Source organism: Salmonella sp. A1325, from assembly GCF_056991255.1.
This window is the reverse complement of the sequence record NZ_JAMLWO010000002.1, coordinates 45822-62112: the sequence shown is the minus strand read 5'-3', so window position 1 is coordinate 62112 and position 16291 is coordinate 45822. Positions and strand designations below refer to the sequence as shown.

The window sequence follows — 16291 nt, the reverse complement described above, 5'->3', positions numbered from 1 at the left end:
AAGTGGATAGAGTTAAAAGGTTATTGTGTTACATGTACTCATGAGTCTGATATTCGCCCGCCTTCTGAAAGGGAAGACAGACGACAGAGAAAAATACAGGCGATTGAACTTTATTGGTTGCGGCGTCTCCTGGACGACTTGGGAATACAAGAAGGTACTTCTCAAGACACGACAGTAAAACCCACTAACTGTGGGTTGCCATTTTTCCCGGTAGATCATGGAGAACGAGAAACCGATGTCTGACGGTTTTCAGTCTGCAAAGCGCCTGATAAATATTACCAGGCGCTTTGTATTTTGGCACCAACATCACTTTCATCATCAAATATCGAATGACTACAATCGTATCCGATCCCACCATTACCCAGACGGAAAGTCGCTGGCAAACTGTAAGAACGGTTCGCCGTCGGCAGGGAAGCGCCGGTGGACTCTGAGCCGCACTATACCATCTTACCTGGGTGTTTCTTGTCATTAACGCTTTGAAAAATAGTTTTATTTCTCTACTCCTGTTTTGTAAAACCTCCGTTCAGTAGGCGCATTCTGCCCCCCTTCCCGGATTTACTGGCAAAGCGGAGCCCGGACAGAGAGTCATATTGCAAAATCCCGTTTCCGTTTTCTTATTACCAGATTTTTGCGGTCGAAAGATTGCCTTTTTCTTAATTGAATGATAATTATTATCATTAGCATATGATAATAATTACTATATAGCCGTAACCTGGCAAGGATGTGAGCTTGAGGGCAACAGCGCTACTTTAGACATTATTTAGGGAATGGGTATGAGAGTTAAGAAGTTCCTCTGGTTAATAACCGTGGTTTCTACAGGGGTTAATAGTCCATTATCAGCAGCAGAATCTACTGACGACAACGGCGAAACGATGGTGGTTGAATCCACCGCCGAGCAAGTATTAAAGCAACAGCCGGGCGTTTCGATTATTACTCGTGACGATATTCAGAAGAATCCTCCCGTTAACGATCTTGCCGATATTATTCGTAAGATGCCTGGGGTTAATCTTACCGGCAATAGCGCCTCGGGGACGCGCGGAAATAACCGACAAATTGATATTCGTGGTATGGGGCCGGAAAATACCTTAGTGCTGATTGACGGCGTGCCGGTGACGTCGCGAAATTCGGTTCGCTATAGCTGGCGCGGAGAACGCGACACCCGTGGCGATACAAACTGGGTACCGCCGGAGATGGTAGAACGTATTGAAGTGATCCGTGGGCCCGCCGCCGCTCGCTATGGCTCCGGTGCCGCAGGCGGGGTGGTGAATATCATCACCAAACGCCCCACTAACGACTGGCATGGTTCGCTGTCGCTCTATACCAACCAGCCGGAAAGCAGCAAAGAGGGTGACACCCGGCGGGGTAACTTTAGCCTTAGCGGCCCGTTGGCTGGTGATACGTTGACGATGCGCCTGTACGGTAATCTCAACAGAACCGATGCCGATAGCTGGGATATTAACTCCTCCGCCGGTACCAAAAATGCCGCCGGACGGGAGGGGGTCACCAATAAAGATATTAATAGCGTCTTCTCATGGAAAATGACCCCGCAGCAAATCCTTGATTTTGAAGCGGGATACAGTCGGCAGGGGAATATCTATGCCGGCGATACGCAAAACAGTACTTCAAACGCGGTTACCAAAAGTCTCGCGCAGTCCGGGCGGGAGACCAATCGCCTGTACCGGCAGAATTACGGTCTAACTCATAACGGCATCTGGGACTGGGGGCAAAGCCGCCTGGGGTTCTACTATGAAAAAACCGATAACACCCGTATGAATGAGGGGCTCTCCGGCGGCGGCGAGGGGCGTATTACCAACGACCAGACGTTCACCACTAACCGCCTGACCTCGTATCGCACCAGCGGCGAGGTGAATGTCCCGGTGATATGGCTATTTGAGCAAACGCTCACCGTCGGCGCGGAGTGGAACCGCGATGAGCTGAACGATCCTTCCTCTACCAGTCTGACGGTTAAGGATAGCAATATCGCCGGGATTCCCGGTTCGGCGGCTAACCGTAGCAGCAAAAATAAATCGGAAATCAGTGCGCTGTACGTTGAAGATAATATCGAACCCATGGCCGGTACCAATATTATTCCGGGGCTGCGTTTTGACTATTTGAGCGAATCCGGGAGTAATTTTAGTCCCAGTCTTAACCTTTCCCAGGAGTTAGGTGAATACGTCAAGGTGAAAGCCGGTATTGCCCGGGCCTTTAAGGCACCGAACTTGTATCAAACCAGTGAGGGGTATTTACTCTATTCGAAAGGCAACGGTTGTCCAAAAGATATTACGTCGGGCGGCTGTTACCTGGTCGGTAATAAGAACCTCGATCCTGAAATTAGCATCAATAAAGAGATTGGGCTGGAATTTACCGTAGACGATTACCACGCAAGCGTCACGTATTTCCGTAACGATTATCAGAATAAGATTGTCGCAGGTGATAAAATTATTGGCAGAAGCGCATCTGGCGCTTATGTATTGCAATGGCAGAACGGCGGTAAAGCGCTGATTGAAGGTATTGAAGCCAGCATGACTGTTCCGCTGATGCCGGACCGTCTGAACTGGAATACCAATGCGACTTATATGATTGCTTCTGAGCAAAAAGATACCGGCAATCCCTTATCGATAATCCCGAAATATACGGTGAATACCTTCCTCGACTGGACTATCACCAGCGCGCTCTCCGCTAACGTCAACTGGACGTTATACGGCAAGCAAAAACCGCGAACACATGCGGAGTCGCGTAGTGAAGAGACCAAAGGATTGTCCGGGAAAGCGCTGGGGGCTTACTCACTGGTCGGCGCTAACGTTAACTACGATATCAATAAGAACCTGCGTCTTAATGTCGGTATCAGCAATATCTTCGATAAACAGATCTATCGCTCCGCCGAAGGGGCAAATACCTATAACGAACCGGGGCGGGCTTATTATGCCGGTGTGACGGCCTCGTTTTGATGGATTATGCCCGCCGCTGGCGGGCATATTCTGGCGGCGGGTTAATGGCAGCGTGGTTTTTGGCTTGCCGGTTCGCGACTGATATCCAGCAATGCACTGCGAAAAGAGGCGTTAAACATGGGCCCGTGGCCCAGGCCCGGGTAATGCTGCAGGGCCGCGTTAACGCCGTTGTTCTCAAGCGTTCTCACGGTCTCCTGAACTTTTTGCAGGAGCTCGGCCATCTGGCGTTGCCTGCTATCCCCATTCGACGCTGAACCTTCCATTATGATGAGTTTTTTATGGCAGAACAGCGACGGCTTCACTGTCGTAAGGCGATTCAACAGGACAAAGTTATCCCTACTGAGTGACGGGCTGGCGCTGTAATAGATATGAAAGAAGGATGACGACAGCCAGGAGTCTAAAACGAACAGGCCGCCATAAGAATGTCCCCATACCCCGCGCCGTTCGGAGTTGATGGTTATTCCTTGTTCCACCTGCGGCGCGATATGTCTCTCCAGTAGCTGGCGGAACGCTGGCCCGCCGCCGGTTTTACGATGAAAACGCGGGTTATTTTCACTGCCTTCGATTCCCGGCGCCGGCGTATAGTCATAAGCTCTGCCGTTAAGATCAAACGGCAGGTTAGTCTGATAGCCAATCGCCACAATCACCGGCGGCGAGTGGTCTGCCAGCTGTTTGAGCAGCGTCTCCGGCAGTCTGTCCATCACTGCGTTGCCGTCCAGCATATATAAAACAGGATAACCCGACGGCGGGGCGGCTTTATTGGGAATAGCGGTCCATACCCGGTAATGTCTTGCGCCATCGGCAGATTGAAAGTCATTGACCCTAAAATGGTAATATCCCGAACCTTTATCAGCGATATTCGGTCCTAATGGCTGCATATCCGGCTGCGCATAACTCAGCGCGCTAGAACAAAAACTCACTAAAAATAGCGCCATGCGATAGCACTTGTTGTGGTACTGGCGACCATACATCGGATGTGATTCCTTTTTGGCAGGTGAAGTTTTATCGGGGTAGTAGACGTAATCCGTCAATCAGCGCGCCGCGCCACCAGGCATAATCGTGACCGCCGGTGTACACGCTGCAATGGCTTTCAACGCCGGCGGCGCGCAATTTTTCATGCAACTGTTTGACCTGCGGGACCGTCGAACCTTCCAGCGATCCCACGCACAGATGCGTACGTACGGCTGGCGAGGGCGCGGATAACACATGTTCGCTGACCCATGAGCGCTCTTCTGCGCTGAAATGGGGCGGGCGATTGCGGTTGTCCGGCGTCCACCACATTGAGGGGGAGTGGCTCAGCACCAGGCCGAAGCTCTCTGGCGCGTGGCGGGCCGCCATCAGCGCGGTCACGCCGCCGAGGCTTTGCCCTGCCAGCACCGTTTGTGTACGGTCCGCCCACCGCCGTTCCGGGTATTTGGCGCGAAGGGTTGGCAGCAGGCGTTCGGCAATGTCGAGCACCAGCTCGCGGCGACCGCCGAGGATTGCGACGCGTTCACCCGCGTTGATGTTATCAACGCCGAGTACGGCCACCGGCGCGATGCGTCCGCTGCGGATGGCGGCGTCAATGGCGGCGCTTACCCCAAGATGGTCGAACCAGATCTCGCCATCCGTGAGTACCAGCAAGCCCAGCGGTTGTTCGACAGGAACGTCAGGAAGATACAGCCGCACACGGCGACGTTGTCCGGCGAGCCGATGTTCTGAGGTGAAAAGCTGCCCGGCGTAAGCGCGACAGCCTGACCACTCCTCCTGTGCCGGGGCATGATCCAACGCCAGAACGGACTCCTGCGCATTGCCCCGAACATTTATTCCCGGCGTGCTGTTCAGCGGGTCCGCCTTCCCGACAAGGGAGGCGAAACGGCTTCCAAGCTGCAACACCGTCTCGTCCGGGGTTTTCGGTGGTATTTCGACCATCGTATAGGAACCGCAGTAGGACGCCGGTAAGCGAAGCGTCAGATGCCAGATATCCGTTGTGGGCAGTTGCGTCATCATACCTTTCGCCACGTTATCTTTATCGGTGACACGGTTCAGGCGAACATAAACCCCCCGCAGAGGAGAGGCGGCACGCCACAGGAAGGTGACTTCCCGTTCATCGTCTGCGCCGTTAATGGCTGTCACCAGCGGCAGCGCGAGCGAGTTTGCTTCTCGCCAGAAGTGAGAAGCGTCAACCTGGATTCCGGCGGCGAGTTGGCGGCGAAGGCGCGTAGCGGTCTGTATAGCGACAGGAGCGACGGGCGGGCTCAGTCTCATTTTCTGTATTCCATCTCATTTATATTTCGGTCAGTATCAATAGCTAAAGCGGCTGTTACAGGAACAGCCGCTTGCGGGCTTTCTTTTGCGTAAATCGTGGCGATAAAAACTATCCTGTGACCTATCCTTGCGTATCGCGTGTCTGGCCGATGCTGTCCCGCCACAGACGAGCGTACAGGCCATGAGCCGCTATCAACTGCTCATGGCTGCCATATTCAGCGATACATCCTTTATCGATTACGACAATCACATCGCAGCGGCGAGCGGTGGTCAGCCGGTGCGCGACGATAAGCGCGATGCGTTTCTCGGTATGCGTCACTCCGGTAAGCGAGGTTATTAAGCGCTCCTCGGCGCTGCGGTCGATACGCGCTGTCGCCTCGTCGAGCAGCAGAATGTGCGCCTGCGCCAGTTGGGCGCGGGCGAGGGCAATCAACTGACGCTGGCCCGCGGACAGATCCGTACCGCCGTTATTGACCGGAGTACGAAACCCCAGCGGCAGATGTTGCACAGTTTCAAAGAGTCCCGCCCGTCGCGCCGCGATCTCCACCTCCGTGTCGCTGCTGTCTGGCCGCGAATAGCGGATATTTTCGGCAATATCGCCGCTAAATAATGCGACATCCTGAGTGACCAGCCCCGTCTGGCGACGATAATCACTAAGCGACGCGGCATCAATTAGGCGCTCACCGACACGGATTTGCCCGCTGCCGGGAGAGTAGAGCCCGGCCAGCAGCTTGATCAGCGTCGATTTGCCGGCGCCGCTACGTCCGACCACCGCGACTACCGTTCCTGGCGGAATGGTGAGCGAGAGATTATCAAGCACAGGTTGCGTTTTTTCGGGATAGCGGAATGTCAATGCCTCCAGACGTAGCGCGCCGCCAGTGCCAGGCGTTATGGAGGACGGTTCAATATTCTCCGTTTCCTCAGTCGCCAATAGCGCATTGATATGTTTGCCGCTGGCGGTCGCCTGCTGCCAGGAATCAACAATGCCTGACAACTGCTGTACCGGGCCATAAAATTGGCCCAATAGCAGGAAGAACGCCGCCAGTATCCCGGGCGTCATTTCGCCTTCGGCGACCCGGGTCGCCCCGATTAAAAGCACGGCGGCATAGGCGGCCTCGGTGCAGAAGGTCAGGAACGGAAAATAGACAGCAAGGTATTTTTGCGCCCGCACGCGGGTGGCGCGGAAGTTGTCTGATAACGCCCGTAGCCTGGCGGCTTCCTGCTTCTGTTGACCGTGTGACTGCACTACCCGCATACCGGAGACCTTTTCCTGAAGCGTACTGTTCACCTTACCAATTTCCAGCCGTGCCTGGGCGTAGGCAGGCGAGCTCAAACGGCGGTAAATCCACGTCGCCAGCATTACTACAGGCACGGCGCTTAATGCCGTTAATGCAAGAATGGGGTCAAGCCAGAACATTGCCGCGGCGATAGCGACCATCGTCACGATGCTGGTGGCCGCGCTGGCAAGACCGTTTTGCAGAAATCGGGCGAGTGAATCAACATCGACGGTCATGCGAGTAAGACGCGAGTCGATGTGCTTCTCGTGCCAGGGAAGACTCAGGCGTAGCAGGTGGCTGAAGCTGCGTAAGCGTACCGTATGCTGTACCGACTCTGCCGCGCGGGCGGCGAAGATCGTTTGCAGCGCATAGCAGCACCAACCGATCGCTACCAGACACAGCGCGAGCAGGGCGCATATGCCAATAGTCGACATATCCCCTGCGGCAACGCCTGAGTCAATACCGCGCTGCAAAAGCACCAGCACGCCAACGCCTGCGGCGGAATCAAGCGCGATAAGCAGGGCGGCGATGACGAACATCCAGGCTACTGGCGTCAGCAGCGATGAGACTTGACGCCCGTGGCCTGCCAGCGCCATCTGTACGGCGCGTTCCGGAACGCGCGTCATCCGGTCGACAAAACCTTTTCCGGCGGTTGTCTGGCGCTCATGCGCGTCGTCGGATTTTACCGCCTGCGTTGTTGGCCATAGCGTACGTTGTTCTGCCGGGGCAAGGGCGAGAAAATCCCCCTCGCCGCTCATCAGCGAGCGAAACGTCGGACACCTTGCATCCAGCTCCGCCTGGGTACCGATATCCACGACGCGGCCTTTATCCAGCACGACGATCCGATCGGCTAACTGCAGTGTTGAACGGCGGCGTGCAATCACCAGCAGCATATGCTCATTATCGGCATAACGACCAAGAGCCGTGTTAATTTCCGCTTCAGTACCGGCATCGACCGCCGAGGTGGTGTCATCGAGAATCAGCAGTTCCGGCGCGGTAATCAGTGCCCGGGCTAGCGCAATACGCTGGCGTTGGCCGCCGGAGAGGTTGCTTCCGCGTTCGGCCAGTCGGGTGTTGAACCCCTGCGGTAGCGCATTGATGAACCCGCTGGCGCCTGCGGCATCGGCGGCGCGTCGAATGTCGTCCTGAGTCGCTTGCGGGTGCCCATAGGCGATGTTTTCCGCCACCGTACCGGCAAACAGAAACGCGTCTTCAAACACTACGCCAACGCGACGACGAAGCGCCGTCAGTTTCAGGTCGCGAATATTCTGTTGACCCGCAGTGGTGTTGAGCCACACCCCGCCGGAGGTGGGATCGTAAAAGCGCGCCAGCAACATCAGCAATGTTGATTTTCCGGAGCCGGATGCGCCAACCACTGCCACGGTTTCACCGGCGTGAATGGAAAACGAGATCTCATTGAGGATACGGTTACCGTTGTCATAGTGGAAACTCATCTTCTCCACGTCCAGCCCGATAATCTGACCTTTAACCGACTCAGTACCGTCTTCCATGCGAGAACGCGTGTCGATAAGCGCAAAGACGCGCTCTACCGACGCCTGTGTGCGCTGTGCGATAACCAAAAACGATGCCAGTACGCGGGTAGGGCCGGTCAGCATAGCGAGAAAACTCGCGAACGCAACGAAGGTTCCCAGATCGATGCGCCCATTCATTACCGACCAGCCGCCATAGCACAGCAGGACGATTTGCCCTATCACCGGTAGCGCCAGCATGGTTGCGCCCGGCATCGCCTGCGAGATAGCGGCGCCGATGCGTACCCGCACCATCTGCCGCGACTGACCATCGAGCCAACGCGTTTCGCGTAACTCCGCCACGCAGGACTTCACCACTGAGATCTGTTCCAATACTTCGCGCATATGTTCCGTCATGTGCGCCAGCCGGTCTGAGGCAAGCCCCGTTTGCGCGAAAACACGGCGACGGGCGCGCAGGGCGGTAATGGCAAGGGCGGCCAGTACGCAAATCACGATAAGCGTCATAGATGGCGACATCCATAGCATTACCGCGATACCGGCCACATAGTAAGTGAGCACCGCCAGCGGCACCGGGCACATCTGTAGCAAGGTGTGTACCTGTTGAAGATCGCTGTTGGTACGCGAAATGACCTGCCCGGTATGCAAGGCGTCCTGGCCTGCGCCGTCCAGTTTTTGAATACTGTCGAACGCACGGCTACGTAACGTATGCTGAACCCACAACGAGAGTTCTCCGGCATAGCCGCGGCGCACGTAATTCCCGATAAAATCAAAAAGGGCAATTAACAGCAGGCCGCAGGCAAGTAACGGCAGGTGGGTCGTATCGCCTGCTATCGCGTCATTGACGGCCTGACGCGTTATTAGCGGCGTCAGCGCAGCCAGTAAAATGGTCGATACTGATGCTACGATGACAATGATGCTCAGTGTTTTACGTTCCCAACACACGCGGGCAAGGCGAACTATCCAGGCACGAGCGGGCATGGGGGAATGAGTCGCGGGCATTAAGCCTCCTTATTGGTGAAAGATGAGATATGGCGACACAGTCTGGGCTCAGCCGCCATATTGTCATTGCGCTGCCGCGGTTAGCCGTGTTGCAGCATGGCGATCAGTTTTTTTGCCACCTCGGTCGGGCAAGGCTGGGCCGCCATTTCCGCCGCGACCTCCTGCGACGCCTCGCGAAGCGCGCGATTACCGAGGAAGGTATTGATCATGCTGCTCGTAAGCCCGCTCTTACCGGGAATAATGCCGCATCCGCGCTCGACCACGGCGCGGGCATTGACGGGTCTGTCGGCACCCTGGCCAAAGACTATCTGCGGAATGCCGGCATGCAGCGCCGTCAGGGTGTTGCCTGCGCCGCCATGGTGGATAAAACCGTCGGCGCCGTTAAGGAAAACGCCCATCGGAAGCCAGTCGACCAGACGGACATTCGGCGGCAGTGAACGTAAATCCGAGCGGGCGTTTGCCGGAAGATGCAGGATGATTTCGGCATCTACTTCGCTGGCAGAATCCATTACCCAGGAAATCAGATCCAGGCCATCCACCATCGGTTTGACGGTGCCGAGGCTGACCAGAAGACGCTTGCGATCAGGTGTACGTTCCCACCATTCTTCCCAGACGGCGCCGCCGTTATACGGGACGTATTGCATGGAGATAACCGGCTCTCCGTCATTTTGCAGTATGCTCATGCTGGGCGGTGTGACGTCTATCCACGCCAGATCTCTTGGTGGCGCGCTGACCCCATGGCGGCGGTAGGCGTTAGAAAGTGATTTCGTCACGCCTTTGATGTGCCAGGGCGTATGACCGAAGCCGACGGTTTGCATCACTACCGGAATGTCATACTTAGCGGCAATCAGTGGTCCAACGACCCCAAGGGGAGGATAGACGATGAGATCTGGTCGCCACTGCCCGGCGAACGCGACCAGCGGGTCAGTCATCTCTTCGCTGAAGAATGAGAAGTTCCCCATTTTTGTTCCAATGTTATTTTCTTTTCGTAATGCCTCCTGACGGCGATAACCCGCTTCCGAATCGAAACCAGGCGCAGCGTCAAATACCACCAACCCAGCTTCGGCTGCTTTCTGTGCAAATTTTCCACCGCTTGCAATCAGCACTTCATGGCCATTAACACGAAACGCTTGCGCCAGGGACAGCACAGGGTATAGCAGTCCATACAGTGGTGGACCGACAAACAGAATACGCATGAGAAATCCTCTCTCTCCACGTCATAAATCGAACAAGTCGTTAATGATAATAATTACCAATATCATTTGAAAAATGCAATAACAAATACGACCCTTGATCATGTGATGATTTTTTTCATAAAAATCGGGGAAGAGGAGAGCGTTAAGCGGTGAAGTTTGGTTTCAGGCTTATTTACGTGCGTATGGTCGCAAAGGCAAAGCGCCAGGATTGGGGAACTGGATTCGCATACCAGACGCCCGTGGATTATTAATGATAACTTCGTAAATAACCTTTCAGACAATGAGGTAAACGTACCGACAGCAAGGTAACGGGAAACGTCGGTAGTAGTATTGATAACGCGTTGCGGGGCAATTTAATGGTGTCCGGCGGCAGATCGTGTTCTGTGCAGACTTTCCGTGCAGTGATGTGATGGACGCCTCTTCCTAAAGGAGTCAGTGCCATACTTTTAATGACTGCATTAATTCTAGAGTAACATTACATGAACACGATCAGAGTTGTTGGTATCGATATTGCAAAATCTGCTTTACAGGTCTGCGTCTGGATGAATGATGGCTCTGATATTGGGAGGAGATCACGGAGTACCCGGACGTAGAGTGTGTCTGGTCTGATAATGGTCAGGTTATCCAGATCGCCCAGTTCATCCGGGCCGAGTACCACCGGAGGAACATCATCTTCCCGGTCGGGATCTTTTCGCCACACGCGTGAGGTCTCCCATGCCAGGCTTCCGGCAAGGATCACCACTTCGAGCGTGCGGTCGGGAGACTGCTTGTTGAGAAAAGGGGCGCGTTTCATGATGGGGCATCGGTCGGCTCATCCCTAAGCATGGATTAGCGGATGGCGGTGCGGCGCTGTTGCCACTGACGGATTTCAGCGGCATCGAAGACCACCAGTCGGGAAGAGAGGTGGACGGGGCGGGGAAAGTCGGTGTTTTTAATCAGGCGGTAAACCGACGATTCGCTCATCGCCAGAAACTGGACCACCTGCCGCATACACACATTACCACTTTCGGGAAAATCATCGTTATTGTCAGCACGGGTTTTCATGATTGCACCTCACGGGAACAGAGTGTCGATGCGGCTATAGCGCGGAACGGGGAGGGGAGGTATAGGTCCGGGTGAAAAAGGAGAGTCCGGATAGAAAATAATGAGTCCGGGTATAAGTTATTTGCTGCCAGAACTGATGATTTTTTCAATAATTAATTGAAAATAAAAAATTTTATTTTTCCCTTACCTAATCAGGCCTGTACATGCTGAGGTTAACGAATGGCAACGCACGACTACAAATCTTCAAAATAGTTAGGGCTATACATAACCTTGCAGGGTGGCCCGTTCGTGACACGGAATAGGCTTGTGTTGCGCGCCTGGTATCAGCACCGGGATGAGCCGAGCAGGACGGCGAGTTTCAGAGAGTAATTAAAGGCGTAGTCATGCCAGCATCGACTATTCCTCCGGTTGAAACTCGTCTCCATTCTTATCGTATTGTCAAAATGAAGCCAAAAGCTGACGACGACGCCGGTCGAGGTTTTGACCTTAAGGGCTCGCCCGCTCCCTCTTGGACTCGTGTCAATAACTGTACTGAGTACGAAAAACACACAAATAGAGGGGCTGGAAATTTACCGTCTGAAGATCCAGAGCAGTATAAAATTGGTCAAATGAGCTGCGAGCAGAAAAAACGGCTCAACGAAAGCATTAGAAACTACAAACCAGAACGGAAAAAATCACCTGCCGATGTGTTTGAGAATCTTGCTTATGCAATTACTACGCCTGATTGTGATGAAATTTTTCAGGCTAGAGCCGAAAGCTATCTTAAAGTAGCGCGGGAATTACGACAGCAGGAAAGTCATATGCCAACTAGTGATAAGCCAAGTCCAGTTCCCACAGAGCGAATAGCAACTCTAAATGATTATGCCAACTCTATTGGTTTAGAGCTTAGTTTGGGACAGATAGAGTTGTTGCTACGTGGTGGGCAAATGCGCATTGCTGGTAGCATTGTTTCAGTTGTTGGTTATGATGAGTTAAAGCGCGTTAAGGATAACAGTATGGACAGTAAAACTACTAAGTTGTGGAGACATATGCAACTACGGCATAGTATTGATAGCGGCAGTATTCGGTATGATCCAGTGGGGAGTTACGCTGCGATGTTAAAGACGTTAGATCCGTTAGAATGGGCGAGACTGTTTGGCAGAAAATAGTAGGGGAAAAGCATGTTTCATGACGATTTTAAGTTTGAAAGAGAACTGGAAGTAATTGATTTTATTAACAATAAAATAAAACGATGCAGAAAGTGTGGCACTGAACTCCATTACAAAGAAAAATTTTACAACACTGATAAAATTTGTAATAGATGCAAAGGGAGACGATCATTTGACGAAATCGATGTTAATCCTCTGGCTGTTCAGAATAAAAATAATCATATAAGTGCTATTCAGAATGTGAAGTACGCCTTGCTTCTAGCTGACAATATAGAAAAGAAACGTATTACAACAGAAAAAGATTTTTTGGAAAAGTATACACAGTGGCAACTAAATAATGAAAAGGCAGAAAAGGCCTGGAAAGAAAAACAAGCATCAACTTTATCTGATCGTAAGAAAAGTAAAAGCCCTTCAATTACTCCAAATTTAACAGATGAGAGATTGGGGGAAATAATAAGTAACTATGACTCGGGTGAGGGGCTGAACGTTAGCCATGATGAACTGATCTCAATTGTATGGGAGGTTATGTATCATCGAGGTATTAATAAAACTTTTTGATTAAAACTAATTTGAGATATAGATATTTTCAAGTTGGAGGATATGTTGAGAAATGTCATAATCTTCAGAGGTGGTTTATACCTCCTTAATAAGGAAGTAGTACTTATTTTTGTTTTTTATTTACTTATTGTTTCTCTTGGAATACTTGGTGTCGTTCACTCTCAAAGTGTAGAGCAAAATGAAAAATATTTATTTATATCACCTTCGTACGTCAATGATGTCAAACTAAACTGGACAACCAGCGTTTGGGCTGGCGTGTTAGGCATACACGGAACTATTGCTGCGTTATCAATAACGTTCATGGGGATGTTTGTTAATCAAGTTTCTAATTATTCAGAATCAGGATTTGAAGATATATGTAAATCATTACTTCTGAGTCGTAGTAACTTTTTGTCATTTAGCTTGAATTCTATATTTAGCTTATTATCCGGAGTCATCCTGCTAGCTTTGGGGGGAGGGATGATTGCATATGTGATTTCTATCGCCCTCTCACTTTTCTTTATTCTAAGTTATGGGCTAATGTATCTAAAGTTGTATAATGTTACGGAAAAGCCAACAATCATAAGAGAGTTTTTATTTTCTGATTTACAGTCTAAGGGTGAGGGTTATTATTCTTCTAATATTCATTTGCAGAAGTTGGTTGCAGATTTTGACTCATGTTGTGAAAAGTTAAGTTTTATCGAAAATGGTTGGAGTTCAGACTCTCTAGCCTTAGAGCAGCATACGTTAGATATTTTCTCGGGCCGAAATAAATTATTGTTATGCGGGATCTGTGTCCAATGTCTAAAAGAAATTGATGAAATAATTAATGAATGTACTGGTGGTAATGAATTTAAGCTACGTATTAGCTTAAATTTTTATCAAAGCATTTCATATTCTTCTTTTAATATTGAGTCTAAGAAAGGAATGTATGTTGATGAAAAAATAATATTACGGATTAAAACTATTCTAGAAAGGGCATTATTAACAAGAAATATGTTGCCTGAAGAAATTGTTTTTTACCATAAGTATGAACAAGCTGTGATAAACAATATCAGAAGCAGTTTGTTAAAAGGTGACGAAGTAGGGATTGATTTTGGTGTTAAGGCCTTGTTTACGCTCACGGAAAAAAATGATGTTATAAGAACCATAAGTAGCCTAGATCATTCGTTCGGGTTCTCAAATAAAAAGAATAGAATAGACAGTACTATCTTCGCGATGTTTTTCGAGAAGGTTTCATTTGAGCTTATGACAAGTGGCGATTTAAAAAAAGCAAGAGAGGTAATGGGCTGGATTATTAATCTCGGAAGGTATTTATATACTGAAGATTATTTCTATGAATTCTATCGCATTATCTGTCGATCCTTACATGATCGTGCAAGATATGGTTTTGGTGATGATGATTTTAGTATGTTTGATTTATATGTGCACACAACTCGTCAAAATTTGATGGCTCGAAATTATATGGCGTTCGAGTTGAATACGAATTTTTTAACCAATGAGTTACGATATCTTGAACACGCCACCGATGGGGAGTCACTAAGTGTAATTGAAAATAAAATGGTTCAGTGTGTTAAAGGTATTGTAACATTAATTTTGATTCGTCTGATCTATCTTTCAGATAATGAGAAACAAGAAAAAGATGAGTTTAGAAATCTATGCAATTATCTAAAGTCATGGACTAATGCAGCATTTTTTGAAGATGTCTATTATAGAGAAGGAACCTATGATGCACTTTTTGTAATCCCCAGCGAACCAGATTTTGACGCAAGTAGAACTCTAAGAGAAATACCTGATTATGAGGTGACATCTATATCTATAAGCAATGATACTTATAGAGCTATAGCTTTTCTTATGACACAATCTCCATTTAATAGTAATAATCTCAATTCAATCTTCATCCGAGATAAGAAAGAGTTCTTAGAAAATACAGCAATTACAACTTATCAGTTACAATCGATAATAACATATTTGAAAAGTGATGATTTTAGCAGGGCGCTTGAAGAAATAGAAAAAGGAAGTTCTGATAAATCGAACAGGAAGGATGTTTCTGAAAGTCTTGAAGGCGTAGTTGTTGAAAAACTCAATTTGCTTTCTCAGTTTGTTGTTGAATCTGAATTAGATGATGGGTTAGTTGATAAATATAAAAATGAAGTGGCTGTTTCTTTTGAAAAACACTTGGGTAGAATTTTAGATGTCAATTCACTTCCTGTTTCTGACGCCATATCCGGTGATACTTCTTTTTATATTATCAATAAAAGGGAGGTGATGAGTTCCATTGATGGAGTTCACTATTCAATGAGCGGAGGGATTTACGCAGAAAGAGGTATATATAATTGGGCTAAGGTGGTTTTAAATAAGATAAAGTTGAAGCATAAAAACGTGAAGGAAATAAATAGTTTGGATTACTTGCCTACCAATAAATTGATAACAATTAATAATATGGTGGAAAATGAACCTGGCATATATCGTTATAACAAAGGTTTAAGAATGAATGATTATGAAGGTGTTTTAGGATTGGGTGACGCAGGTCTTTATTATATGGACTTTGAAAATGAATTTTTATTCAAAAAAGGAAGTAATTTGTTTGATGTGGTTATTGATAAAGTAACCGAAGAAAATATTGAGTCAATCGGTGGTGCCGATGTCTTTGCAGGTGAAAATCCATTCTTGTATGCCCTGATGTCATTGAGAGTTAATTTAGAATTAATTGAAAGACCAAATTATAACTTTTACTTTCTCTCGTTGGAAAAATGCAGGGAGCTCACCGCATTGAGTAACCGTAAAGCACATTTATCTTTTGACATGGGAACAGGTTTAGATGGTTCTCAGAATATATCATGACTATGTCATTTTAAATGAAACATACGGGTAACGAAATGAGTCTGGTGCAAGGTAGTGCACAAAATTGCACAAATAATCGGCGCGTTTTCTGGACGATAGCGGCAGTATCTGTGGGCGCTAGCGGCGTTTTTGCAAGTGCACGAAAACACCCGCGATCGTTGTGCGCAGGTGACGGGGGTAAAGCCCGCGCGCCGGGGTAGGAGGGGCATCCCTCAAACTCAGATAAAATCAAAGTTCAAACGCGGCTGATTCACGAACCGATACCGGAAAGCCTGACCGATGAAACACCGGCCCCGGTACTAAATACGCCGGTGACATGGGGTGGTATTGCGATTTAGGCGGATCAGTTAGGTGGTGTGGTTACTGGCTTTGCTCAACACATAAGATGGACGACGCACCACCATCATCTCGGCGGCGTCAGTGCAGATGCTCTCGCCGGGGTACGTAACTCAGTACAATGATTTGCTGGCAGTGGGATGATCTTAAAAGAAAACTGATGTTTCAAATGATAAATTCTGGAGAATCACGCGTAATGTATGGCTCAAAACCAAGTTCATAGAG

The 16291-nt window shown here is 49.5% G+C and carries 9 protein-coding genes and 1 pseudogene; 4 read left to right on the top strand and 6 right to left on the bottom strand.

Going from position 1 to position 16291, the window contains the following annotated elements:
* Positions 1-773 precede the first annotated feature (773 nt).
* Positions 774-2948, top strand: coding sequence for a TonB-dependent siderophore receptor (locus NAZ64_RS04195; RefSeq protein ID WP_302476602.1), 2175 nt, complete (start codon positions 774-776; stop codon positions 2946-2948).
* A 41-nt stretch (positions 2949-2989) separates the two neighbouring features.
* Here the strand turns inward: NAZ64_RS04195 and NAZ64_RS04190 are convergent, their stop codons facing one another.
* From NAZ64_RS04190 to NAZ64_RS04165, 6 genes and pseudogenes are all read right to left on the bottom strand, one after another.
* Complete coding sequence (locus NAZ64_RS04190; protein WP_183057825.1) at positions 2990-3919, bottom strand: alpha/beta hydrolase; 930 nt, start codon at positions 3917-3919, stop codon at positions 2990-2992.
* 31 nt (positions 3920-3950) lie between these two features.
* Positions 3951-5195 (bottom strand): alpha/beta hydrolase-fold protein, encoded by a 1245-nt coding sequence (locus NAZ64_RS04185; RefSeq protein ID WP_220569683.1) that lies wholly within the window; start codon positions 5193-5195, stop codon positions 3951-3953.
* Between the two features lie 121 nt (positions 5196-5316).
* Complete coding sequence (gene iroC, locus NAZ64_RS04180; protein WP_220569684.1) at positions 5317-8961, bottom strand: salmochelin/enterobactin export ABC transporter IroC; 3645 nt, start codon at positions 8959-8961, stop codon at positions 5317-5319.
* 80 nt (positions 8962-9041) lie between these two features.
* Entirely contained in the window at positions 9042-10157 is a 1116-nt protein-coding gene (gene iroB / locus NAZ64_RS04175; protein ID WP_220569685.1) for a salmochelin biosynthesis C-glycosyltransferase IroB, read from the bottom strand.
* A gap of 574 nt (positions 10158-10731) precedes the next feature.
* Positions 10732-10950 (bottom strand): annotated as a pseudogene (locus tag NAZ64_RS04170) (DUF927 domain-containing protein); the annotation flags it as partial.
* Positions 10951-10985: 35 nt separating this feature from the next.
* Positions 10986-11201, bottom strand: a complete 216-nt coding sequence (locus NAZ64_RS04165) for an AlpA family phage regulatory protein (protein ID WP_220569686.1) — start codon at positions 11199-11201, stop codon at positions 10986-10988.
* A 383-nt stretch (positions 11202-11584) separates the two neighbouring features.
* Here NAZ64_RS04165 and NAZ64_RS04160 point away from each other — a divergent pair, with 383 nt between their 5' ends.
* From NAZ64_RS04160 to NAZ64_RS04150, 3 genes are read left to right on the top strand one after another with little or no spacing between them, the layout of a single operon-like run.
* The gene (locus NAZ64_RS04160; protein WP_220569687.1) at positions 11585-12349 is read left to right on the top strand and encodes a hypothetical protein; all 765 of its coding nucleotides are present in this window, start codon (positions 11585-11587) and stop codon (positions 12347-12349) included.
* Between the two features lie 12 nt (positions 12350-12361).
* Positions 12362-12907: a hypothetical protein gene (locus NAZ64_RS04155; protein WP_220569688.1), complete on the top strand. Its 546-nt coding sequence runs from the start codon at positions 12362-12364 to the stop codon at positions 12905-12907.
* A 42-nt stretch (positions 12908-12949) separates the two neighbouring features.
* Positions 12950-15730, top strand: coding sequence for a hypothetical protein (locus NAZ64_RS04150; protein WP_220569689.1), 2781 nt, complete (start codon positions 12950-12952; stop codon positions 15728-15730).
* Positions 15731-16291 lie beyond the last annotated feature (561 nt).

What these genes read in the sequence shown, in the direction of transcription:
- NAZ64_RS04195 (WP_302476602.1), top strand. Translation starts at nt 774, where the DNA reads ATGAGAGTTAAGAAGTTCCTCTGGTTAATAACCGTGGTTTCTACAGGG.
- NAZ64_RS04190 (WP_183057825.1), bottom strand. Translation starts at nt 3,919, where the DNA reads ATGTATGGTCGCCAGTACCACAACAAGTGCTATCGCATGGCGCTATTT.
- NAZ64_RS04185 (WP_220569683.1), bottom strand. Translation starts at nt 5,195, where the DNA reads ATGAGACTGAGCCCGCCCGTCGCTCCTGTCGCTATACAGACCGCTACG.
- iroC (WP_220569684.1), bottom strand. Translation starts at nt 8,961, where the DNA reads ATGCCCGCGACTCATTCCCCCATGCCCGCTCGTGCCTGGATAGTTCGC.
- iroB (WP_220569685.1), bottom strand. Translation starts at nt 10,157, where the DNA reads ATGCGTATTCTGTTTGTCGGTCCACCACTGTATGGACTGCTATACCCT.
- NAZ64_RS04165 (WP_220569686.1), bottom strand. Translation starts at nt 11,201, where the DNA reads ATGAAAACCCGTGCTGACAATAACGATGATTTTCCCGAAAGTGGTAAT.
- NAZ64_RS04160 (WP_220569687.1), top strand. Translation starts at nt 11,585, where the DNA reads ATGCCAGCATCGACTATTCCTCCGGTTGAAACTCGTCTCCATTCTTAT.
- NAZ64_RS04155 (WP_220569688.1), top strand. Translation starts at nt 12,362, where the DNA reads ATGTTTCATGACGATTTTAAGTTTGAAAGAGAACTGGAAGTAATTGAT.
- NAZ64_RS04150 (WP_220569689.1), top strand. Translation starts at nt 12,950, where the DNA reads ATGTTGAGAAATGTCATAATCTTCAGAGGTGGTTTATACCTCCTTAAT.